Consider the following 22,212-nt stretch of genomic DNA (forward strand, 5'->3'; position numbering starts at 1 on the left):
CACTCGGCGGGGGAGGAAGCGGAGCGCGACCGCACCGTCCGCTGGGAGCCCGGCACCCGCGTCCTGTGGCGATACCGCGCCAACGGCACCGGCCTTACGCACATCTGCCGCCCCGTGACCGTCGTGTGCGACACCCCGGAGCTGCTCGCAGCGTGGGTCGCGCCCGGCACCGTATGCGTCAAGCCGGAGATGGCGGACGGCACGCCCGTGCACCACGAGCCGCTCGCGACCCGCTACACCGGACCGCGCCGCACGGTGCTCTCACGCTGGTTCGGCACGGGCGTGCTGAAGCTGGCACGCCCCGGCGAGCACTGGTCGGTGTGGCTGTTCTGGGAGCGGGACTGGCAGTTCAAGAACTGGTACGTGAATCTCGAGGAGCCCCGGCGCCGCTGGCCCGGAGGCATCGACTCCGAGGACCACTTCCTCGACATCGCCGTGTATCCGGACCGCAGTTGGGAGTGGCGGGACGAGGACGAGTTCGCGGCCGCACAGAGCGCGGGCCTCGTCGACGAGGCGCTCGCCGCGCGGGTAAGGACCGCTGGGCACGCGGTGGTCGAGCGGATCGCCGCGTGGGCGTCGCCGTTCCGTGACGGCTGGGAGCACTGGCGCCCGGATCCGCGCTGGCCGGTGCCTTCGCTCCCGCGGGACTGGGACGGCCGGCCGCCTCCGGGGAGGCCGAAGCCGTACACCGGCACACACGACGGCACACAGAGCGGGGACGCATACGGCGAGGACGCACACGGCGAGGACGCACACGGTGCGCGGCGGAACGGCGCCGGGCCCAACGGCTCGGGCGCCCACGGCGGCAACGGATCGGGGCCCGGCGACGGCCACCGGCCGGGCGAGCCACGCCACCCGTGAACCCGGCCCACCGGTGGCCCCCGGAGTCCCCTCCGCCCCCTACGCCCCCTCCGTCCCGTACGTCCCGTCCGCCGTCGCCACCGCGCCCCCCGCACCGGCGTCCGGAATCCGGTGCACACCCGGCCCGCCGAGTCCGGCAGCCGGACTCCCGGCCCCTCCGGAACACGGTTCCGCCCGGCGGGCCCCTCGTCGCGGTCCGCAGAGCGCACCCTCTTCCGCACTTGCACGGATGTGCCGGACTTATCGGACGACACGCGCCCGCTTCGACCTCTCGTTCCCCCTTGCTGCGCCCCCATACTGCAAACGTAGGATCAGCGTCCGTAGGCGCACTGCTGCAACAACTCCCCTCCCCCCTCGGGGATTTGGCGCGTGGCCAGAGAGGAGATCTAGCGTGAGCAGCACGTACGGAAGCCACGGGGATCCCCCCTGGCCGGGGCCGGGGGAGAGCGAGGACGCCGCCGATCCGGAGGGCCTCGAAGGCTCCGGGGAGCCCGCCAGAGGGAAGAGCGAGGACGCCGTACCCCCGAGGTCGAAGGCGCGCGCCTACAAGGACTTCGACTGGGGATCGCTGGACCGGGCCGGGCAGGCCTCCGCCTTCGACATGATCGGCGACCGCTACGACGAGGCCTTCCCGCACAAGGAGGGCCAGATCGCCTCGGGCGCCTGGCTCGCCGAGCAACTGCCGCCCGGATCCCGGGTGCTGGATCTCGGCTCGGGCACCGGGCTGCCCACCGCGCGCCAGCTCACGGAGGCGGGCCACCGGGTCACCGGCATCGACCTCTCTCCCGTCATGGTGGACCTCGCCAGGGGGAACGTGCCGGACGGCGATTTCCGCCGTATGGACATCTATGAGGTGGAGAGGCACGACCTCGGTCCCTTCGACGGTGTCGCCGCTTTCTTCTCCCTCCTGATGCTGCCTCGGGCCGAAATTCCCTACGCGCTGCGCATGCTGCACCAGCAACTGCGGGAAGGCGCACCGATGGCCATGTCGATGGTGGAAGCGGATGTCGATGACTTCTCAATGCCGTTCCTGGGCAACACGATCCGGGTATCCGGCTATCTGCGGGACGAATTGCGCCAGGTCGTGCGCGATGCGGGTTTCGAGATCGCCGGGGAGGACGCCTATGCCTACGCTCCGGCCAGCACTGACGTGCCGCCCGAGATCCAGATCTTCCTCCAGTGCCGGAGGCGGCCGTAGTACGGGGAGCGCATGGAGCGCCGCGCGCGCAGGACGCGCGGCCACGGATGGATGGAAACCGAACGCGTGACGGAGCACCAAGAGCCTGCGACAGGCAGAGCAGCGCCGCCGCTCACGGCCGTGGGCCCGCCCACGGCGGGGGCGCCGGCGGGCTTCGGCCTGCGCTCCGGAGAGGTCTCCCCTCCCCTGGGCCGGCGGTCGGCGGGTACGGCGGACGGCGCTGCGCCCCGCACGTGTGAGAGCACCGCGGACGCGGGCCGCCCGGCAGGCATGGCGCACTCGCACGACGGTGCGCTCCCCGCGGCGTGCGCGGGCGGTGAGGAGGTGGAGCGGGTGCGCCCCCGTACGCGCTCCAAGGGCGGCACGTCCGGCACTTCAGGCACGCGGGGCGCCTCAGTCCCGGGCACGTCCGGCACGTCCGGCACGTCCAGTACATCCGCCGCATCCGCCGCGACGGGCCCGTCGGCGGCGTCCGGCGCTTCGGCCGCTTCCGGCTCTTCCGGCGCTTCCGGCGCGGGCTCCGGTGCCAAGTCCGGCGCCGGCTCCGGCACGAGAACGGGCCGCAAGTCCGGTGGCGGCTCGGGCAGGAAGTCCGGCACCAAGCCGTCCGCCAGATCCGGTCAGGGAGCCGCCGCGCAGCACACGTCACAGCAGCAGACCGCCGAGGCCTCACGGGGCTCCGGCGCGAGGGGCGGCGCGGGCCGTGCCGTCCCCGAACCGTCCCACGGCGGGCCGGGACCCGCGAGCGAGCGGCCGTCCCCCACCCCGTCCCAGCCCCCTACCGCGGAGAGCGGTGCCGTGTCTCATCCGACCACCGGCGACATGACCGCCGCCGACGTACCGCCCGCCGCCCCCAAGGCCCCGTCCTCCGACCCTCCCGCCGCACGCGAGGCGGCTCCCGGGAACGGCGACGCCGCCGAGCGGGAGCGGCGCGGCGGCGACCGGCTGCGTTTCGTCGGCGCCGCCACCCGCCGCATCGCACGCGGCATGGACCTGGACGAGACCGTGCTCGGTCTGTGCAGGGCGAGCGTGCCCGCGTACTCCGACGCGATCCTCGTCTACCTGCGCGACCCGCTGCCCGTCGGCGACGAGCGGCCCACCGGCCCGGTGGTGCTGCGGCTGCGGCGCAGCGACCGCATCCCCGACGACCCGCACGCGATGGTGGCCGCGGCGTCCGCCGCCGACGGGCGCGGGCAGACCGACGGCGACCCCGCGAAGGGACCGGGCGGCACCGCCGCGGGCCCCTCGCTCTCCGCGGTCTCGGACGGCACGGCGGGTGCGGCCGAGTACGTGGAGGTGGTCTCCGGCGGTCCGCTGGCCGAGGTGCTGCGCGGCGTGCGCCCCGTCTTCGCCGACGCACCCGCCGCACGCGACGCCCTTCCCGAACTCCTCGGCGACGGCCCGGACGTGCCGTCGGGTCAGCGCGCCATACTCGCCCCGCTGCGCGGGCGCCGCCGCGTCATCGGCGCCGCCGTGTTCATGCGCGGCCCCGAGCGCGCCCCGTTCGAACCGGACGATCTGCTGATCGCCGCCCAGCTCGCCACGCACACGGCGCTGGGCGTCGACAAGGCGGTCCTGTACGGGCGTGAGGCGTACATCGCCGACGAGCTCCAGCGCACCATGCTCCCCGACGAGTTGCCGCAGCCGACGGGCTGCCATCTCGCCAGCCGCTATCTCCCGGCGGCGGAGACCGCGCGCGTAGGCGGCGACTGGTACGACGCGATTCCGCTGCCGGGCAGCAGGGTCGCCCTGGTCGTGGGCGATGTCATGGGGCACTCCATGACATCGGCGGCGATCATGGGCCAGCTGCGCACGACGGCGCAGACCCTCGCGCAGCTGGACCTGCCGCCGCAGGAGGTGCTGCACCACCTCGACGAGCAGGCGCAGCGCCTGGGCAGCGACCGCATGGCGACCTGCCTGTACGCGGTCTACGATCCCGTCGCGCACCGCATCATCATCGCCAACGCAGGCCATCCGCCGCCCGTGCTGCTGCATCGCGACGGACGCGCGGAGGTGCTGCGGATACCGGCAGGCGCGCCGATCGGCGTCGGCGGTGTGGACTTCGAGGCGGTGGAACTGGACGCCCCCGCGGGCGCCACCCTGCTGCTGTACACCGACGGGCTGGTCGAGTCGCGCCAGCGTGACGTGTGGACCGGCATCGAGCATCTACGCGAGAAGCTGACGGCGACGGCACGGCTGACCAGGCCGGACGCGTCGGCTCCGCTGGAGCCGCTGTGCGACGAGGTGCTGGACATCCTCGGCCCGGGCGACCGGGACGACGACATCGCGCTGCTGGCCGCCCGTTTCGACGGGATCGCGCCGAGCGACGTGGCGTACTGGTTCCTCGACCCGCGTGCGCAGACCGCCGGGCAGGCCCGCAGGCTGGCGCGGCGCGCACTGGCGCGCTGGGACCTGGAGGAGCTGTCCGACGCGGTCGAGCTGCTGGTCAGCGAGGTCGTCACGAACGCCGTGCGGTATGCCGAACGCCCCATCACGCTGCGGCTGTTGCGTACGGACACGCTGCGCTGCGAGGTCGGCGACGACGTGCCGCAGCTGCCGCGGCTGCGGCAGGCGCGGGCGACGGACGAGGGCGGTCGCGGGCTGTATCTCGTCAACCGGCTCGCGCGGCGCTGGGGCGCGACGCGGCTGTCGACGGGCAAGGTGGTGTGGTTCGAACTGCCCGTGTCCTGAACGGTGTTCGCAATCCTGCGTGCGCCGAAGCCGGTGACGCCTGCCGCCGGTGACGCCGCCGTCTGAACGTGTACGTATACGACCCGGGCCGGTCCTCCGCGGGAGGGCCGGCCCGAGTCGTCGTCCCGTACGGCTCAATCGGCAGGCGCGCAGGGCCGGTTCGGCCCTTCGGGCGCGGGGGCCCGTAGCAGGGCCTCGGCCTCCAGCGTCGTGGCGACCGCGTGCACCACGGCAGCGATCTTGAACGCCTCCTGGACCGTCTCGCGGCCGGCGCCCGCCCCGCGCAGCGCCCGCTCGTGGGAGTCGAGGCACTCCCCGCAGCCGTTCAGCGCCGATACGGCCAGCGACCACAGCTCGAAGTCGGCCCTGGCGACGCCCGGTTCGCCGAGGACGTCCGTGCGCAGGCCCACGCGGAGTGATGCGTAACCGGGGTCGGAGAGCAGATGCCTGGTGCGGAAGAAGACGTTGTTCACCGCCATGACGGACGCCGCACGCTTCGCCGCCTCATGCGCCTGTGGGCTCAGCCGCTCCCTGGCCTCGGGCTCCAGCGCGCGCAGTACGACGGCGGAGCGGGAGGCGATCGCGCAGACCAGCAGCGTGCCCCACAGCTGCTGCCGCGGCAGCGGCGAACCGTCCACGACAGATTCGAGATTGAGCCGGAGATCCCTGGCGTAGCCGGGAAGCGCCGACTTGAGTTGGTCGAGAGCCATGGGCGGTCGCCTCCGCTGCGGGCGTCGGTGGGTGTTCGGAGCCGGCGGGCGTTCGGAGCCTGCGGGCGTTCGTAGCCTGCGGGTGCTCGTGGCCGGCGGGCGGGCCGACACTCCATGGTCATGGTCCTCCGGCCCGGCCGCTTCTGCTCGGACCGACGTGGCGAAGCCGCCGTCAACGGCCGCTGCCCGATTCGCAGTTCGTAAGCACGCCGACAGTGCGGAAGTCAAGCCCCGGAGTCCCACAGTGGCCGAGAACGCACACGCTGTGATTGTCTGCTGGACAGCGGGTGCGCATTCAAGCCACCCGGTCTCCTCTGTCGCAGAAGTGGGGCAGCTGTGAACTGTGCGGAGCATCCGGGGAACGGAATCGGCCGACTTCACGCCGGCGACGCCTCCCAGGAGGTCGTCGACCGCGCTCAGGACGCCTTGATGGCGGCACACGGCTGTACGGCGCAGGTGGCGGCGGGCATCCTCACAGGGGTCGCCCGTAGTTCCGGTACGGGACTGCGTGCCGTCGCCGAGAAGGTGGTGGCCGTCGCCGAGCGGCACGCACAAGCCCCGCCGGACGCCATAAGGGCCGCCATCACGTGGGCGCTGCGCAACGCGCTCCCGTAGGGCCGGGCCCCGTAGGACCAGGATCCTGTAGGGCCGGGACCCCGTAGGACCGGGACGCCCGGCGCTCACTCCTCGCGCGGGGGACGGCCCCTGCGCGGATGGGGCCGGGCGTCGCGGGGCAGGCGCCGCGCCTCCGCGAGGGCCTTGCGCAGCAGATAGTCGATCTGGGCGTTCGTGGAACGCAGTTCCTCCGCCGCCCAGCGTGCGATCGCCTCGTACATCGCCGGATCGAGCCGCAGCAGCACCTGCTTGCGCTGCCGCGTGGACCTCCCCGGCTTCCGGCGCGGAGCGTCCGCGGACCCGCCGTCCGTACCGTCCGGGGACGGTACGGACTCCACGGGCTCCGCGGAGCCGTCGCGTTCAGGAGGGTCCGTCACTGGTAGAGCGTCCCCGTGTTCATCACCGGCTGGGGCGAGCGGTCACCGCAGAGCACGACCAGCAGATTGCTGACCATCGCGGCCCTGCGCTCATCGTCCAGCTCCACGAAGTCCTGTGCGGCGATGCGGGTCACGGCGTCCTCGACCATGCCGCACGCGCCCTCCACGATCGTCTTGCGGGCCGCGACCACGGCGCCCGCCTGCTGCCGCTGGAGCATGGCGGAGGCGATCTCCGGCGCGTAGGCGAGATGCGTGAAGCGGGACTCGACGATCTTCACGCCGGCCGCCTCGACGCGCAGGGTCAGCTCCACGGCCAGCTTCTCCGTGATCTCCTCGGCGTTGCCGCGCAGGGAGAGGCCGTCCTCGTCGTGGGCGTCGTAGGGGTACTCGATGGCGATGTGCCGCACGGCGGCCTCGGTCTGGGTGGCGACGAACTCCACGAAGTCGTCCACGGAGAAGGTCGCCTGGGCGGTGTCCCGCACCTGCCAGACCACGACGGCGGCCAGCTCGATCGGGTTGCCGTAGGCGTCGTTGACCTTCAGCACGGCCGTCTCGTGGTTGCGCACACGCGTGGAGACCTTGCTGCGGCTGGTCAGCGGGTTGACCCAGCGCAGCCCGTCCGTACGGATCGTGCCCGTGTACCGGCCGAAGAGCTGCACGACGCGGGCCTCGCCCGGAGCGACCATGTTGAGCCCGGACATCGCGAAGATCGAGCCGATCAGCACCAGGACGCCGCCGACGATCAGTCCCGCGCCCGCCCCTCCGGAGCCGCCCGACGCGAGGCTGCCGCCGAAGACTATGCCTCCGACGCCCAGCAGGAAGCCGATCAGTCCGAGGAGGAGCGCGAGACCGCCGGGGATGCTGTTCGCGGTGACTTCGCGGACTTGGGGGTCGGGCATCTCGACGAGGTCCTGCTGCCCGCCGTCCGCACCGGGCGAGCCCGGGCCCTGTGAACTCGCCTTCGAACCCGATGTGTTGGGCGTGTTGTGTGCCGGATCCTGCGCTGACATAGGGGTGCCCCCGTCTCCGTGTCGTTCGGCCGCCGGCCGCTGCCGCCGACCCTGTCTAGCAAAGTGATAGCACTTTAGCGCAAAAGCACGGTCCCGGCCAGCATGGGGGCCTGGCCGGAACCGTGAGCAGGTGGGAGCGGCCCTCCGGATCGCCCGGAGGACCGCTCCGCGGATCACTCCGTACGCAGGCCGTCCGGCCGCATCATCCGCCACAGGAACGGCAGGCTGATCAGCGTCACCAGGACGATCACCCCTGCACCCGCGCCGGCGGCCGGCAGGAAGACCAGCCAGTCCGCCCTCGCCTCGCCGAGCATCTGAAGCAGCACCCAGCCGAGGCCCAGCCCGAAGGCGACCGCCAGCACGATGCCCAGCACCACGGGCACGGCCGTCTGCCAGAGCACCGAGACGCCGAGCGTGGAACGCTTCGTGCCGAACGCGACCAGCACCGACAACTGCCGCTTGCGCTCCCGCAGTTGCTCCAGCGTCGAGACGGTCATGCTGGCGCCGATCAGCAGCAGCAGGGCTATCGAGGCCGCCATGACCGCCCGCTGGACCCCGTCGACCTCCTGGGCGGCCTCCTGGTCGGCGCTCTCCCACAGCGTGTACGCGGGGTCGGTGTGGAAGACCGTCGTACGCAGGCTCTCCAGCGCCTCGTCGGTACGTGCCGTCACCGCCCAACCCTGGTACGACGGGGTGTCCAGCTGCTTCTCGGAGAGCACCGAGGGCGTCAGCAGCAGACCGGCGTGGGCATAGCCCTCGGGCGAGGTGATGCCCTTGACCGTGCGGGCGGAGGACGGCACCCTCCAGACCTTCCGATGGGCGTTCTTGTCGTCGGGCGGTGCGCTGCCGAGGAGCAGGGGCATGCGGCGCTTCACCGGCGAGCCTTCCTCCTCGCTCCTGGGCTGCACCATGAAGACGTCCCCGTCGCGGCACTCGCCGATCCGGGCCGCTCCGCGCAGCGCGTCGCAGGTGCCGACGGTGACGTTGACGCCGTCGTCGCCGCCCTCCGCGGAGTCCAGCCACGACTCGAGATAGCCGCGCGCCTGCGTGACGCCGTGGGTCTGCCTCAGCCGGGCGGTGAGGGCCTGGGCGTCGGCGAGCCTGGACTCGGGCCCGTAGATGTCGAGTTGGGTCTGGTTCTGCTTCAGGTGGTCGTTGTGCTCCTCGTCGGTCTTGACCACGGAGAAGAGCAGCTGAAGCGCGATCGCGCCGGCTACCGCGACCGTGATCCCGCTGACGGCCCTGGAGGCGTTCCCGCTGCTGAGCTGGAGCCTGCGGGTGGCGAGCTGCCAGGAGACCGGGCCGCCGCGCAGCCGCCCTACGAGGCGTTCCACCAGCCACGGCAGCAGCAGTACGACACCGGTGAGCACGAGCACCACGCCGGAGCTGACCTGTATCTCGTTGACCGTGCCGCCGCCGCTGTCCAGATCGCCCGCGAGCGGGATCAGCATCGCCGCACCGGCCACCGGCGGCACCAGCCGCCACAGCAGCCGCCGCTTGCGCTGCTCGCTCTTGCGTACGAGACCCAGCGGCTCGATGGCGACGCCCCGCAGCGCGAAGATGGTGACGGCCACGGCGGTCACGGGCACGCCGACGACGATCAGCAGCCCCAGCAGCGGACCCGGCGTGACGTCCTCCGGGAAGACGCTGATGTGGAACAGCTCGACCCTGCCCATGAACGCCCGGCCCAGCAGGAAGAACCAGCCGCCGAGCAGCAGCCCCAGCAGAGCCCCCACCAGCGTCTCCCCCGCCGCCATCCGCCGCGCGGTCGCGACGTCGGCCCCGACGAGCCGCAGCGCCGCGAGTCTCGCGTCACGCTGCTCACCGCCGAAGCGCACCGCGGTCGCGATGAAGATGGCCACCGGCATCACCAGCACCGCACACGCCACCACGACCAGCAGCACCAGCGAGGGATCCATCGGCTGCTCGTCCTGCGAGCCGCCGAAGTGCGTGACCCTCGTGGCCCCGTTGTCCACGGACAGGTCGTCCGCGCCCTTGTAGAAGGCGAGTTCGGCGGGTCCTATCAGGCCGTCCTCGCCGATGATCTCCGTGACCCTGCCGTCCAGCCGCTCCCGCAGGACGTCGCCCTGGGGGGAGTCGAGCACCTTCTTCAGCGCCGGCGAGACGGCCAGCTCGCCCGCTCCCGGGATGTGGTCCAGCCCGGGGGGAGTGGCCGGGCTGGACCCCTCGGCCTGCAACAGACGGCCGTACAACTGGTAGCCGTTCCAGCGGTTGTTGGCGTCCTTGCCGAGAACCGAGTACTCGCTGCGCTTGTTCTTCTCGTTCGGCTCCTGGACGCTGAAGGCGCCCGAGCGTGCGTCTTCGCGGGTGCTGTGAGCGCGGATGATCTCCGGCACCGCCGCCGCGAGCAGCAGCACCGCAACGCCGAGCGCGACGCCGACGGCCGTCAGCAGCGTACGCATCCATCCCTGCCGCCCGCCGCTGGTCGCGAAGCGGGCGCCCAGCGCGAGATCACGGGCCCATTCCCGGAGACCGGCGGCGCCGCTGCCGCGCCTTCCCGCAGCGGCGCCGGTTCCTCCTGTCCGCCGGGCCGGTCCGGCTGGTCCCGCCGGTCCGGCCCCTCCGGGGTGCCCGTGGAGGTGCGGCTCCCCGCGCCCGCCCTCCGTGTCCTCCGCGCCCGGGGCGCGGGTGCCGGCGGCGCTCACAGGGCGCCCGCCATGCTCCGGGCGCGTCCGTCGCGCACGACGATCTCGCGGTCCGAGTAGGCGGCGACCCGCGACTCGTGCGTGACGAGCACGACCGCCGCCTCGGACTCCCGGGCCGCCTCGGTCAGCAGCTGCATCACGCGCTCGCCGTTGAGGGAGTCGAGGGCGCCCGTCGGCTCGTCGGCGAAGAGCACGCGCGGCCCGGCCGCGAGCGCGCGGGCCACGGCCACGCGCTGGCCCTGACCGCCGGAGACCTCGCCGGGACGCTTGCGCCGTACGTCCTCGACCTCCAGCCGCTCCAGCCACGCCGCGGCACGCGACTCGGCCTCCTTGCGGCCGAAGCCGGCGAGGCGCAGCGGCAGCCCGGCGTTCTCCAGGCACGTCAACTCCGGGACCAGCTGCCCGAACTGGAAGACGAAGCCGAAGTCCGAGCGGCGCAGGGCGCTGCGCGCGGCGTCGTTCATCGAGGTCAGGTCCTGGCCGCGGTACGTCACCGTGCCGGAGTCCGCCTGGACGATCCCGGCGAGGCAGTGCAGCAGGGTCGACTTGCCCGATCCGGACGGGCCCATGACCGCGACGATCTCGCCGGAGCGGATGTCGAAGTCGGCGCCGTCGAGGGCGGCCGTCGAGCCGTAGGTCTTGTACAGCGCTCTCGCGGAGAGCAGGGACCCCGAAGCCGCACCGGCTCCGTCTGCGGCGGCCGTCGCGGTGGACGCCGCCGCTCCGTCCGCCCCCGTGGACGCTGTGGATGCTTCGGACGCTGTGGACGTCATTGCCGTACCTCCGTGGCCAGCTTGTCGAGACGTGCAGCCGTCAGCTCCAGCCACCGAAGGTCCGCTTCGAGGTGGAAGAGAGCGTGGTCGCAGATGAGTTGGTCCGCCAGATCGCCGCCCTGCTTGCGCCGCGTCAGATCCCGCATCAGGCGCAGGTGCTCGGCGCGCTGCGTGTCGAGCTGCTCGCCCGCGTCCCGTCCGGTCAGGAGGGCGAGCACGACCTTGGTGTAGAGGGTGCTCTGCAAGTAGGGCTCCGGCTTCTCGGGGCGCGAGAGCCAGTCGGCGACGTCGGTGATGCCCGCGTCGGTGATGGCGTAGCGCTTCCGCTCGGGCCCGCCGCCCGGTTCGATCCCGTCGACCTCGACAAGGCCGTTCTTCAGCAGTCGGGACATCGTCGAGTAGACCTGCCCGTAGTGCAGCGGGCGGTCGTGCCCGAAGCGCTCGTCGAAGGCCCGCTTGAGGTCGTAGCCGTGGCGGGGGCCGGACTCCTCCAGGAGCCCGAGCAGCGTGTGGCTGATGGACATGGCGGGGACTATACATCAGGGGTATACATCGCGTGTATAGATCACCGGAAAAAGGGCCCGACCTGCGGAGAAGGACGGCCGGGCCGCCGAAGTGACGTACGGGCGGCGGGAGTCGGGGCCTCAGGCCCCGGGAGCCTTCAAGGCCTCGACGAAGGCGGCCCAGGCGCCCGCGCCGAACCGCAGCGCGGGCCCGTGCGGGCGCGTTCCGTCCCGTACGGGCACGACGGCGGGCGCCAGGGAGCCGGTGCCGGTTCCTGTGCCGGAGCCGGTGCCTGTTCCGGCGCCGACGTCTGTGCCGGCGCCGGGTCCCGTGCCGGTGCCGGTGAGGGGGGCGACCTCGACGCAGTTGCCGGCCTCCGCGTTGCTGTAGCTGGACGCGTGCCAGCGGGTGCGGTCCTGCGCCGCGTACGGAGCCATGGCGGCGTACGCGGTCACGGTGCGGCCCGCGCTCGCAGTGCGGCTGGCACCCACGGTGCGGCCCGTGCTCACGATGCGGCTCCCTCCTTCACGTGCCCGATGAACTCCGCGGACTCCTCCGGCGACAGGGCCGAGTCCCGCAGCACGTCGTAGGAGAGGCGCAGCCGCTCCACGTCCTCGGTCTCCTCGACCAGTTCGCCGGACCAGCAGCCCTCGCTGTACGCGACGCACGCACCGTCCGGCATCCACAGCAGCGTCAGCGAACTCCCCAGCAGATGCTGGAGTCCCGACGAGAACGGCAGCACCTGCAACATCACCCCGGGCAGCAGCGCGACCTGAAGCAACCGGTCCAACTGCCGCCCCCACGCGGCCGCGTCGCGCAGCCCGCGCCTGAGCACCGCCTCGTCCAGCACCGCCCGGTAACGCGGGGCCCCGTCGCCCACCAGCACCCCCTGGCGCCCGATACGGGCCGAGGTCTGCTCCTCCAGCTCCTGCGCGTTGCCCAGCCGGGCCGTGCGCAGCTGCTCCCGCGCGTACTCCTCCGTCTGGAACAGTCCGGGGACGGTGGCCGCCGCGTACTCGTGCCGGGCCGTCGCCAGCCGCTCCAGCTCCATGAAGCGCTTGAACCGCTCGCGGAAGACGCCGTCCCGTGCCAGCTCCCACAGCTCGCCGAGGTGCCCCGCGCACGCGTACAGCTCGTCCAGGGCCGCGAACACCGCGGGTGTGCCCAGGCGTTCGCCGCTCTCCAGCTCGCGCAGATACGCGCTGTCGTAGCCCGTCTCCGCCGCCACCTGACCGAGCGACCGTCCCGCACGCTCCCGGAGGCGCACCGCCTCCGCGGCCAGTACCAGCCGGGCCGACGGCCTGCTCCCGTGGCCGGACCTGCGTGCGGGCATCGCGATCCCCTGCTTCCCCTGATTTACGCGCCTGTTGTCAGCCCTATCGGGCCTTGTTGTTGCGAACAACCCGTATTCGGGACGGATATGCGCACTCAACCCGAGTCCTGTCCGGTGCGTCAGCCGTATCGGTGACCGAGTACCGGCATCGGGTGGGGGCGGACCATGGGGTACAGGACGGAGGAGGCGCCGCGGGCAGAGCGTACTGCCGGTACGGCGGCGGACACCGGGCCGGGCGCGGACACCCGCACGGCCACGGAGGCCCCCGCGGCGGCGGACGCCCGCACGGAGAGCGGCACCCGGGCCCGCGCTCAACTCGCCCCGGACGCACGCCCGTCGACGGGACGGCGCCCGGTCGTCGGGACAGGGACGAGGACGGGTACGGGTGCGGGGACGGCTGCGGGTGCGGGAACAAGGACGGGGCCGGTTGCGAGGACGGGGACGGCCCCGGGGACGGAGCAGCCTCCGCGCCCGCCGGAACCCCGGCTCCCGGAACGTCGACCCGAACACCCCGCGGAGCCGCACCCGTTGGCACGGCCCGGGGCACGACTCGGGACACGGCCCGGGACGCCGCCCGACGCGCCCTCGGCGGCCCTGCGCCGCGCCGCCGCCCGCCTCCTCGCAGTCGCCCGGCGCCCGTACCTGCCGCACACCGACGCCGCGCGCGTCATACGCCGCTGGCCGGATCTGAGCGCGGCCTGCCTCGCCACCGTCTTCTTCTGGCTCTCGCTCACGCCGTCCCTGGTGCCGCGCCCCTGGTTCCTCCAGGGCGTCATCGGCGGCATCACCGCCGCCATCGGCTACGCGATCGGCGCACCGCTGGGCCGGCTCGCACGCCTCGCGCTCACACCGGTCTGCCGCCGCCTGCTGCGCCGGGTCCCGGGCGAGGGCGCGCGGGCGCACGCGTGGCAGGCGTACTACGTGCTCGCGCTCGGCCTCACGGTGCTGGCGCTCTCCGAAAGCGCCCGTATGCAGCGCCGGTTGAGGGCGTTACAGGATCTGCCCGAGACGCTGACCTGGCACTCGATGATGATCACGCTGATGGCGCTGGCGCTGTGCGCGCTGCTGCTGCTCGTGGCGCGCGCCGTACGGCTGGGCACCCGCAAGCTGATAAGGGCGCTGTGCCGCTTCGTACCGCGCCCCGTGGCCGTCGTGGCCGGACTGCTGATCAGTGCGACGGCGGTGGTCGTGGGGACGCGCGACGTGGTCTTCGACCGCGGAGTCGTCGACGTCGTGGCGCAGTTCGCCGAGAGCACCGACCGCGGCACCAAGGACGGGATGGTCCAGTCGGGCTCGCCCCAGGTCTCGGGCAGCCCGCACTCGTTGATCACCTGGCGCGAACTGGGCTACGAGGGCCGCAACTTCACCGCGTCCACGCCCACCGCCCGCCACATCAGCCAGGTCACCCACCGCCCCGCCAAGGATCCCGTACGGGTGTACGTGGGCAGGCGCGCCTTCGAGGGCCCGGGCACCGGCGAGCCCGAGAACTACGCGGCGGGCGCCGAGTTGGCCGTCGCCGAGCTGGAGCGCACGGGCGCCTTCGACCGTGAGGTGCTGGCCGTCGCGGGCACCACGGGCATGGGCTGGGTCAACTCGACGGACGCCGAACCGCTGGAGTATCTGCACGGCGGAGACACGGCCATCGTCGCCATGCAGTACTCGTACCTGCCCAGCTGGGTCTCCTTCGCCGTGGACAAGGAGCAGGCGGGGCGGGCGAACCGCGCGCTCTTCGAGGCCGTGCGTGCGCGCTGGCTGGAGGAGCCCGCGAACAGCCGCCCCCGTCTTGTGGTCTTCGGGGAGAGCCTCGGCGCGTACGGGATCGAGGCCGCCTTCGACGGCCCGGACGATCTGCTGTCGAAGACGGACGGCGCGGTGCTGGCGGGTTCGCCGCAATTCTCCCCCGTCCGCGGGGAGATCACCGCTCACCGTGACGCCGGCAGCCCGGTCTGGCGTCCGCAGTACGAGCGGGGCCGGCACTTCCGCTTCGCGCAGTGGCCCGCGAAGGACCTGTCGCGCCCGCCCGCGCCCTGGCGCGCCCCGCGGGTGGTGTATCTACAGAACGCATCCGACCCGATCGTGTGGTGGTCCTGGGACCTGGCGATAGAGCGCCCGCGGTGGCTGCGCGAGCCGCTGGGCCCGGACATCACCAAGGAGGTCGGCTGGTTCCCGTTCGTCACCTTCTGGCAGACGACGGTCGACCTGGCCGTCTCCTACGAGGTCGACGCACCGCACGGGCACCGGTACGGCACGGGCTCGGTCGAGGCGTGGATCGCCGTCGCGCCCCCCGCGCAGGGCTGGAAGGCGGCGGACTACCACCGGCTGAAGCACTACATGGACGAGCGCGAGGCTCCGTACTGAGCCTGCCGGAACCGGCGAACCGCCGAACAGCCGAACAGCCGCCCGCTCAGCGGCGGTTGAGGGCACGGGCACGCCGGCTCCGCCGGCCCCCGCCGCTTCCGTCAGCTCTTGCCGTCGCCCTTGCCCTTGCCCTTGCCGGAATCCGAGTCCGTGCCTCCGGTGTCCGCGCCGTTCTCCGGGGGCGGCGGCGCGTCCGCGGACTCCGTCGGTGAGGCGCCGGGCTCCGTCGCCGTACCCACGCCCCCGACGCCCGTCCTGCCGGATCCGCTCGAGGTCCCGCCCGCGGCCGCGCCGGAAGACCCGCCGCCGGGCCCGCCCGACTCCGCGGCCGCGCCCGCGAGCGCGATCCCGGGACCGGCGCCCCGCTGCCCCTCCGAGTACGCCTTCAGATAGCCGACCGCCGTGTTGAGCACGGCCACCAGCGGCACCGCGACGACCGCCCCCGGAATCCCGGCGATGAGGCTGCCTCCCGTCACCGCGAGCACCACCGCAAGCGGATGCACCCGTACCAGCCGCCCGAGGATGAACGGCTGGAGGATGTGGCTCTCGATCTGCTGGACGAGCAGCACCACGGCGAGCACCAGCAGCCCCGTGATGGGCCCGTTGGTCACGAACGCGACCAGCACGGCCAGCGCGCCGGAGACGACGGCGCCGACGATCGGCACGAAGGCGAAGATGAAGATCAGGACGGCCAGCGGCACGGCCAGCGGCACCTTGAGGATGAAGATGCCGACGCCGATGAAGATCGCGTCGATCAAGGCGACTATCACGGTCCCGCGCACGTAGCCGGTGAGCGTGATCCAGGCACGCGGACCCGCGCCCGCGACGCCCTCACGCGCGTTCCGCGGCACGAGCTTGAGGAACCACCCCCAGATTCCGCGCCCGTCGTAGAGCAGGAACAGGGTGATGAACATCGTCAGCACGGCACCGGAGAGGAACTCCAACAGGACGGTGACGCCCGCGAGTCCGGCCGAGGTGACCTCCTGGCTGTTGTCGCCCAGCCACTGGCTCAGATTCTTGGCTATGTCGTTGACCTGGGTCTTCGACACGTGGAACGGGCCCTGGATCGCCCAGCGTTTGCCCTCCTGGATCGCCTCCTGCACGCGGTCGGTGAGCGTGGGCAGGTTCTCGGTGACCTGCCATACGACGAACCAGCCGATGAGCCCCATCACCACGAACCCGGTGACGAAGGTGATCGTGGTGGCCAGTCCCCGTCCGACGCGATGACGCCTGAGACGGGCGACCGTGGGCTGGAGCAGCGCGGTCACGAGCAGCCCCGCGGAGAACGACAGCACCAGCAGGCTGATCGAGCTGATCACCTGTATCAGCACCCACACCACGCCGGCGAGCACCAGCAGCCGCCAACCCGCCTCGGCCGCGACCCGCATCCCCCACGGCACTGCGGTGGCGGGCGCGGGCTTGCCTGCACCGGCGGCGGGCAGGGCACCGGCGGGGCCGCCGGGCGGCGGGGCCGGGGTGCCCCCGGACCGCGCGCCGCCGGAGGCACTCTCGGCACCGGACGGACTCCCCGCGGACGAACCGGCACCGGCACCGGACCCTGTCCCGGGCCGGGGCCCCGCCCCCGCACCGGCCATCTCGGCGTCCTTCGCCAACTGCTCCTCGCGCCGCGCCGCGATGCGCGCGGCCATCCGCGCCACGCTGTCGCGGAGCCTGTCGACCCTGCTCGTCATCCGTTCCTCCGCCCCCGCAAGAACCCTCGTGTCCGTCCCGCTTGCCGTTGAGGGACGACGTTACCGGCGCCGGGGTTGCTCACGCGGCGAGGGCGCGATGATGTTCACCACCCGCTCACGGCCCGGTCCTCGCGGCGCACGACAGACGCTCACCCCCGGCCCGCGGTACGGGACGGGGGTGAGCGTCGAAGTCTGTGCGGTCGTACGGCTCAGCGCCGGGCCATGACGGCCGTGCTGCTCAGTACCAGTTGTTGGCCTGCCAGAAGTCCCAGGCACCGCATGCGCTGCCGTACCGGTCATTCATGTAGTTCAGGCCCCACTTGATCTGAGTCGCGGGGTTGGTCTGCCAGTCGGAGCCCGCCGAGGACATCTTGGAACCCGGCAGCGCCTGGAGCAGCCCGTAGGCACCCGAAGAGGCGTTGCTGGCACGGTAGTTCCAGCCCGACTCGCGCTCCACGATGTTCGAGAAGCACTGGAAGTCGCCGCCGCCGACGATCTTCTGGGCCATGGACTTGACCTCGGCGACCGAGTACGAGCTCTGAGTCGGGAAGTCGCCCGCGTCCGCACGCGAAGAGGAACGGCTCGCGGCCAGCTTGGCCTCGTGCTCCTTGGCCGCCTTGTCGGCCGCGGCCTTCTTGGCGGCGGCGTCCTCGGCAGCCTGCTTGCGCGCTGCCTCCTCGGCGGACTTCTTCGCTTCGGCGTGTGCAGCGGTGGATGCCGTGTCGGCCTGCTGCGTCAGGGAAGCGGTCTGCACCCGGGCCTGCTGACCCGCCGGTATGTCTTCGAGCAGCGTCGAGTCAGCGGCAGTGGCCTCGACATCGTTCGTCGTCTGGCCCTGCTGGCTGCCGGAGGCCACACCGACGACGGCGCCGACGGTGGTGACCGCGGTGGCGGACGCCACTGCGAATCCCCGGACGGAGATCCGAGTCACACGTTTTCCTTCCAACGTGCCCGCTTGAGTGACCGCGCGGGCGCTGATCGTGCCCCTGGCACTGATCTCCTCGGAACATGGTCACCGGAGATACGGGCCCGTAGGGACCCTCCCTGGGCGCGGAGGGCCCGCGTGGTGCTCGGGCGGCATACGGCTGACTGCTTTTCAGTTCTGCACTGCTCTGCACTGCTTGTGGCGCAGCACCATTGCTGGTGCGGGTGTGCCGTATGCGGGGCCTGACAGAACCCACACCCTGCCGGACGCGAGCACGCTGAGGCAATTCCGTGCCGAGTGGGATAGGTCACACCTGGTTTGCCTGTCACGATTACCGGAAACAAGCGCGCGCGACCCTCTCCGGGACTAAGGTGCCGCGCCCTCCACAACACCCGCACGAGGGAATCACAGCGCCCACACCCCTGAACTGCGTTGACGCCGGCCGCCCTTGAAGGACGGCCGGCGCCGGGCACCCGCAGAACGGGACAACTCCCCTCAGATGTGGGTCTCTTCGAGCATCTCCGTCACAAGGGCCGCGATCGGCGACCTTTCGGACCTGCTGAGCGTGATGTGCGAGAAGAGCGGGTGCCCCTTCAGCTTCTCCACCACGGCGACGACCCCGTCGTACCGTCCGACGCGCAGATTGTCCCGCTGTGCCACGTCATGGGTGAGAACGACCCGCGATCCGGAGCCGATTCGCGAGAGCACCGTCAGCAGTACGTTCCGCTCCAGCGACTGGGCCTCGTCGACGATCACGAACGCGTCGTGCAGCGAGCGGCCCCGGATGTGCGTCAGCGGCAGCACCTCCAGCATGCCCCGCTCCACGACCTCCTCGATGACCTCGCGGCTGGTGACGGCCGAGAGCGTGTCGAAGACCGCCTGCGCCCACGGGTTCATCTTCTCGGCCTCGGTGCCCGGCAGATAGCCGAGATCCTGGCCGCCGACCGCGTACAGCGGACGGAAGACCATCACCTTGCGGTGCTGCCGGCGCTCCAGCACCGCCTCCAGCCCGGCGCAGAGCGCGAGCGCGCTCTTGCCCGTACCGGCACGGCCGCCCATGGAGATGATGCCGACCTCCGGGTCCAGCAGCATGTCCAGCGCGATGCGCTGCTCCGCGCTGCGGCCCTTGATGCCGAACGCCTCACGGTCGCCCCGTACGAGCCTGATGTGGCCCTCGGGAGTCACCCGGCCCAGCGCCCTGCCCTTCTCGGAGTGCAGCACCAGGCCCGTGTGCACGGGGAATTCGGCCGCGTCGGGCACGAACACGGTCTCGTTCGCGAAGAGTTCGTCGATGTCCTCGCCCGGGAGCGTCAGCTCCGCCATGCCCGTCCAGCCGGACTCGGTGATCGCCAGCTCCGCGCGGTACTCCTCGGCGTGGAGTCCCACGGACGAGGCCTTGATGCGCAGCGGCAGATCCTTGGAGACGACGGTGACGTCGAACCCCTCCGCCTGGAGGTTCCGCGCCACGGCGAGGATGCGGGAGTCGTTGTCCCCCAGCCGGAAGCCGGCGGGCAGCACCCCCGGGTCCGAGTGGTTCAGCTCCACACGAAGCGAGCCGCCCACGTCTCCGATCGGGATGGGGGCGTCCAGGCGGCCGTACTTGATGCGGTATTCATCCAGCCTCCTCAGCGCCTGCCGCGCGAAGTAGCCGAGCTCCGGGTGATGCCGCTTGGCCTCCAACTCGGTCACGACGACGACGGGAAGCACGATCTCGTGCTCCTCGAAACGGTCCATCGCCATCGGGTCTGCGAGCAGCACGCTGGTGTCGATGACATACGTGCGCCGGCCGGAATCGTTGCGCTTCTTGCTTGTCACCACGGGTGGACGAACCCCCTCGGAAGAGGTCGGGGTGCGACGGCGTCGCAAGGGAAGAGACCGGTCCGGACCCGCGCGGGGCGGGCCGGGCACCGGCCCTCCGCGACATCCCAGTCACCGCAGAAGTGCTGCGGTGGTCCGTGGTCTGCAATCGGGCCTCCCGGCGCCGGGCGCCTGTGGAGGGCACCCGGCCATGAGGGGATATTCCCCCGGCTGAGGGCAAGCATGCAACGGCATATGCGGTGCTCCCCGCCAGGGTGACTCGGAGAACCCGTACCGGGGACGGGGGCGCTGGTCACCCTGGCGGCCGGTGCCTCGCGGGGTCCGGCGCGCGCCTCGGTACGTGCGTCGACGCGCCCCCGGAGCCACTTCTGCGCCCCTCATGCGGGGGTCGTGGCGGGGGTCGTGGCGGGCTTCGTGGCGGGCTTCGTCAGTTCCCGTAGCGCCGGTGGCGTGCCGCGTAGTCGCGCAGCGCGCGCAGGAAGTCGACCTTGCGGAAGGCCGGCCAGAAGACCTCGCAGAAGTAGTACTCCGAGTGGGCGCTCTGCCAGAGCATGAAGCCCGAGAGCCGCTGCTCGCCGCTTGTGCGGATGACCAGGTCGGGGTCGGGCTGCCCGCGCGTGTACAGGTGCTCGGAGATGTCCTCGACGGTCAGCGTCTCCGCCAGCTCGTCCAGTCTCGTACCGGCGGCGGCGCGGTCGGCGAGGAGCGAACGCACGGCGTCGGTGATCTCCTGACGCCCGCCGTACCCGACTGCGACGTTCACCAGCACCCCGTCGATGTCGCCGGCCTTCTCCTCGGCCTTCTTCAGCACCCGCTGCGTACGGTCCGGGAGGAGATCCAGCTGGCCGACGTGGTGCACGCGCCAGCGCCCGTCGTCGGCCAGGTCGCGCACGGTGTCCTCGATGATGCCGAGCAGCGGCAGCAGCTCGTTCTCCGCGCGGTTGAGATTGTCCGTGGAGAGCAGCCAGAGCGTGACGACCTTGACGTCGGTCTCCTCGCACCAGCCGAGCAGCTCACGGATCTTGTCCGCGCCGGCCTGGTGGCCCTGCTCCGTCGTGCCGCCCGAGGCACGTGCCCAGCGGCGGTTCCCGTCCAGGATCACGCCGATGTGCTTGGGCACCTGGTCGGTGTCGAGGCGGTACTCCACCCGGCGGGCGTAGAGCTTGTACGCCAGGTCACGAAGCTTCTTGTAAATGGCCAGCCCCTCCTTCGGCGAGTCCGGGACCATAGAACCTTACTGCGGGTGAAGCCCCTGGACGAAGCCGGGCCGTTCGGGCCCCTGCGGGAGCTGTCGGAGGCCGAACCGGGCGGGCGCGGGCGGGCGCCGGCGGGCGGGGCCGGGGCAGGACGCCCCCGCGAAATCGCTGATAGGAAGGGCCCATGACGGACGACTCCTCCCTGCACCCCTACCGCGCCGACGGCGCCCGCTACGGCTCCATGGAGTACCGGCGCACCGGGCGCTCCGGCCTCAAGCTCCCCGCGGTCTCCCTCGGCCTGTGGCACAACTTCGGCGACGACCGTGCGCTGGAGACGCAGCGCTCGATCCTCCGCCGCGCCTTCGACCTCGGCGTGACCCACTTCGACCTGGCCAACAACTATGGCCCGCCGCCCGGTTCGGCCGAGCTGAACTTCGGCAAGCTCATGGCCCAGGACTTCCGCCCGTACCGTGACGAGCTGGTCATATCGACCAAGGCGGGCTATCCGATGCACCCCGGTCCGTACGGCGACTGGGGCTCCCGCAAGTACCTGCTCTCCTCGCTCGACGCCTCGCTGGGCCGCATGGGCCTCGAATACGTCGACATCTTCTACTCCCACCGCTTCGACCCGGAGACCCCGCTGGAGGAGACGATGGGGGCGCTCGCCTCCGCCGTACGGCAGGGGAAGGCCCTGTACGCCGGCATCTCCTCGTACAACTCGCGCCGCACCCGCGAAGCCGCCGCCCTGCTGCGGGAGATGGGCGTGCCCGCGCTCATCCACCAGCCCTCGTACTCGATGCTGAACCGCTGGACGGAGGACGACGGCCTGCTCGGCACCCTTGAGGGAGAGGGCATGGGCTGCATCTCCTTCGCGCCGCTCGCGCAGGGGCTGCTCACCGACAAGTACCTCCAGGGCGTACCGGAGGGCTCGCGCGCCTCGAAGGGCACCTCGCTGGACCCGGCACTGCTCACGGAGGACGTGGTGCGGCGGCTGCGCGGCCTGGACGACATCGCGCGGCGCCGCGGGCAGTCGCTCGCACAGCTGGCGCTGCGGTGGGTGCTGCGGGACGCGCGGATGACGTCGGCGCTGATCGGCGCGAGCAGCGTGCGGCAACTGGAGGCGAACGTGGCGGCGCTGGAGGGGCCGGAGCTCACCGAAGACGAGCTGCGCGAGATCGACTCGTACGCGGTCTCGGAACCCGGCACGAACATCTGGGCGCGCAGCAGCGAGAGTTGAGGTCTCCGGGGGGCAGGCACGCTTGGGCGCGTGGGGCTACAACGTAAAGCGGGCCGGTCCGTGGGGGGATACGGACCGGCCCGAGGGGGGGTTCCCACCCTAGCCCCTGCCCGGGGTCAGTCCGGGCACCAACTGCCTTACGGGGCGCGTCGTTTCCGTACTCTTCGGCTGGAGCAGGCCCGGCGTTCCGCGGGCGTTGGCGCGGCGACGGCCCAGAGGGGCCCACGGGGGCCTTCACCTGCGGCACCC

17 protein-coding genes and 1 pseudogene are annotated in these 22,212 nt (G+C 72.1%); 6 read left to right on the plus strand and 12 right to left on the minus strand.

The features are described from left to right. Window positions 1-63 precede the first annotated feature (63 nt). From HCC61_RS30535 to HCC61_RS05580, 3 genes and pseudogenes are all read left to right on the plus strand, one after another. Window positions 64-654: pseudogene (locus HCC61_RS30535) on the plus strand (DUF402 domain-containing protein); the annotation flags it as partial. A 775-nt stretch (window positions 655-1,429) separates the two neighbouring features. Next, a complete protein-coding gene (locus tag HCC61_RS05575; protein WP_240968609.1) occupies window positions 1,430-2,059 on the plus strand; it encodes a class I SAM-dependent methyltransferase in 630 nt (209 codons plus the stop codon). A 270-nt stretch (window positions 2,060-2,329) separates the two neighbouring features. Further along, window positions 2,330-4,750, plus strand: coding sequence for a SpoIIE family protein phosphatase (locus tag HCC61_RS05580; RefSeq protein ID WP_240968493.1), 2,421 nt, complete (start codon window positions 2,330-2,332; stop codon window positions 4,748-4,750). A 134-nt stretch (window positions 4,751-4,884) separates the two neighbouring features. On the opposite strand, the gene HCC61_RS05585 is transcribed toward HCC61_RS05580, so the two are convergent. Next, window positions 4,885-5,460 carry a carboxymuconolactone decarboxylase family protein gene (locus HCC61_RS05585; RefSeq protein ID WP_169134136.1) on the minus strand — a complete coding sequence of 192 codons (576 nt, stop codon included), beginning with the start codon at window positions 5,458-5,460 and terminating at the stop codon, window positions 4,885-4,887. Between the two features lie 336 nt (window positions 5,461-5,796). On the opposite strand from HCC61_RS05585, the gene HCC61_RS31175 reads away from it, so the two are divergent. Next, entirely contained in the window at window positions 5,797-6,075 is a 279-nt protein-coding gene (locus HCC61_RS31175; protein ID WP_169134137.1) for an ANTAR domain-containing protein, read from the plus strand. A gap of 65 nt (window positions 6,076-6,140) precedes the next feature. On the opposite strand, the gene HCC61_RS05595 is transcribed toward HCC61_RS31175, so the two are convergent. From HCC61_RS05595 to HCC61_RS05625, 7 genes are all read right to left on the minus strand, one after another. Next, a complete protein-coding gene (locus HCC61_RS05595; RefSeq protein ID WP_206322274.1) occupies window positions 6,141-6,452 on the minus strand; it encodes a hypothetical protein in 312 nt (103 codons plus the stop codon). Beyond that, a complete protein-coding gene (locus HCC61_RS05600; RefSeq protein ID WP_240968611.1) occupies window positions 6,449-7,351 on the minus strand; it encodes an SPFH domain-containing protein in 903 nt (300 codons plus the stop codon). The genes HCC61_RS05595 and HCC61_RS05600 overlap by 4 nt, the downstream gene beginning before the upstream one ends. Window positions 7,352-7,635: 284 nt before the next feature. Then, window positions 7,636-9,885: an ABC transporter permease gene (locus HCC61_RS05605; protein WP_240968495.1), complete on the minus strand. Its 2,250-nt coding sequence runs from the start codon at window positions 9,883-9,885 to the stop codon at window positions 7,636-7,638. Window positions 9,886-10,124: 239 nt separating this feature from the next. Continuing rightward, the gene (locus tag HCC61_RS05610; RefSeq protein ID WP_169134139.1) at window positions 10,125-10,901 is read right to left on the minus strand and encodes an ABC transporter ATP-binding protein; all 777 of its coding nucleotides are present in this window, start codon (window positions 10,899-10,901) and stop codon (window positions 10,125-10,127) included. Further along, entirely contained in the window at window positions 10,898-11,425 is a 528-nt protein-coding gene (locus tag HCC61_RS05615; protein ID WP_169134140.1) for a PadR family transcriptional regulator, read from the minus strand. Before HCC61_RS05615 ends, HCC61_RS05610 begins: the two co-directional genes overlap by 4 nt. Window positions 11,426-11,545: 120 nt before the next feature. Next, a complete protein-coding gene (locus HCC61_RS05620) occupies window positions 11,546-11,914 on the minus strand; it encodes a DUF397 domain-containing protein (protein WP_169134141.1) in 369 nt (122 codons plus the stop codon). Then, the gene (locus tag HCC61_RS05625; RefSeq protein ID WP_169134142.1) at window positions 11,911-12,738 is read right to left on the minus strand and encodes a helix-turn-helix transcriptional regulator; all 828 of its coding nucleotides are present in this window, start codon (window positions 12,736-12,738) and stop codon (window positions 11,911-11,913) included. Before HCC61_RS05625 ends, HCC61_RS05620 begins: the two co-directional genes overlap by 4 nt. 642 nt (window positions 12,739-13,380) lie before the next feature. On the opposite strand from HCC61_RS05625, the gene HCC61_RS05630 reads away from it, so the two are divergent. Further along, the gene (locus HCC61_RS05630; RefSeq protein ID WP_240968612.1) at window positions 13,381-15,096 is read left to right on the plus strand and encodes an alpha/beta hydrolase; all 1,716 of its coding nucleotides are present in this window, start codon (window positions 13,381-13,383) and stop codon (window positions 15,094-15,096) included. A gap of 101 nt (window positions 15,097-15,197) precedes the next feature. Here the strand turns inward: HCC61_RS05630 and HCC61_RS05635 are convergent, their stop codons facing one another. The 4 genes from HCC61_RS05635 to HCC61_RS05650 form a co-directional block, all read right to left on the minus strand. Beyond that, window positions 15,198-16,787: an AI-2E family transporter gene (locus HCC61_RS05635; RefSeq protein ID WP_169134144.1), complete on the minus strand. Its 1,590-nt coding sequence runs from the start codon at window positions 16,785-16,787 to the stop codon at window positions 15,198-15,200. A gap of 238 nt (window positions 16,788-17,025) precedes the next feature. Next, entirely contained in the window at window positions 17,026-17,718 is a 693-nt protein-coding gene (locus tag HCC61_RS05640) for a transglycosylase SLT domain-containing protein (RefSeq protein WP_169134145.1), read from the minus strand. 489 nt (window positions 17,719-18,207) lie between these two features. Continuing rightward, a complete protein-coding gene (locus HCC61_RS05645; protein ID WP_169134146.1) occupies window positions 18,208-19,530 on the minus strand; it encodes a PhoH family protein in 1,323 nt (440 codons plus the stop codon). Between the two features lie 427 nt (window positions 19,531-19,957). Further along, entirely contained in the window at window positions 19,958-20,758 is an 801-nt protein-coding gene (locus tag HCC61_RS05650; protein ID WP_169134147.1) for an isoprenyl transferase, read from the minus strand. A 152-nt stretch (window positions 20,759-20,910) separates the two neighbouring features. Between HCC61_RS05650 and mgrA the strand changes: the two genes are divergently transcribed. Further along, window positions 20,911-21,963, plus strand: a complete 1,053-nt coding sequence (mgrA, locus tag HCC61_RS05655; RefSeq protein ID WP_169134148.1) for an L-glyceraldehyde 3-phosphate reductase — start codon at window positions 20,911-20,913, stop codon at window positions 21,961-21,963. Window positions 21,964-22,212: the final 249 nt, after the last annotated feature.

Origin of the sequence: Streptomyces sp. HNM0575, assembly GCF_012726265.1 — a bacterium.
Classification (GTDB): Bacteria; Actinomycetota; Actinomycetes; order Streptomycetales; family Streptomycetaceae; genus Streptomyces.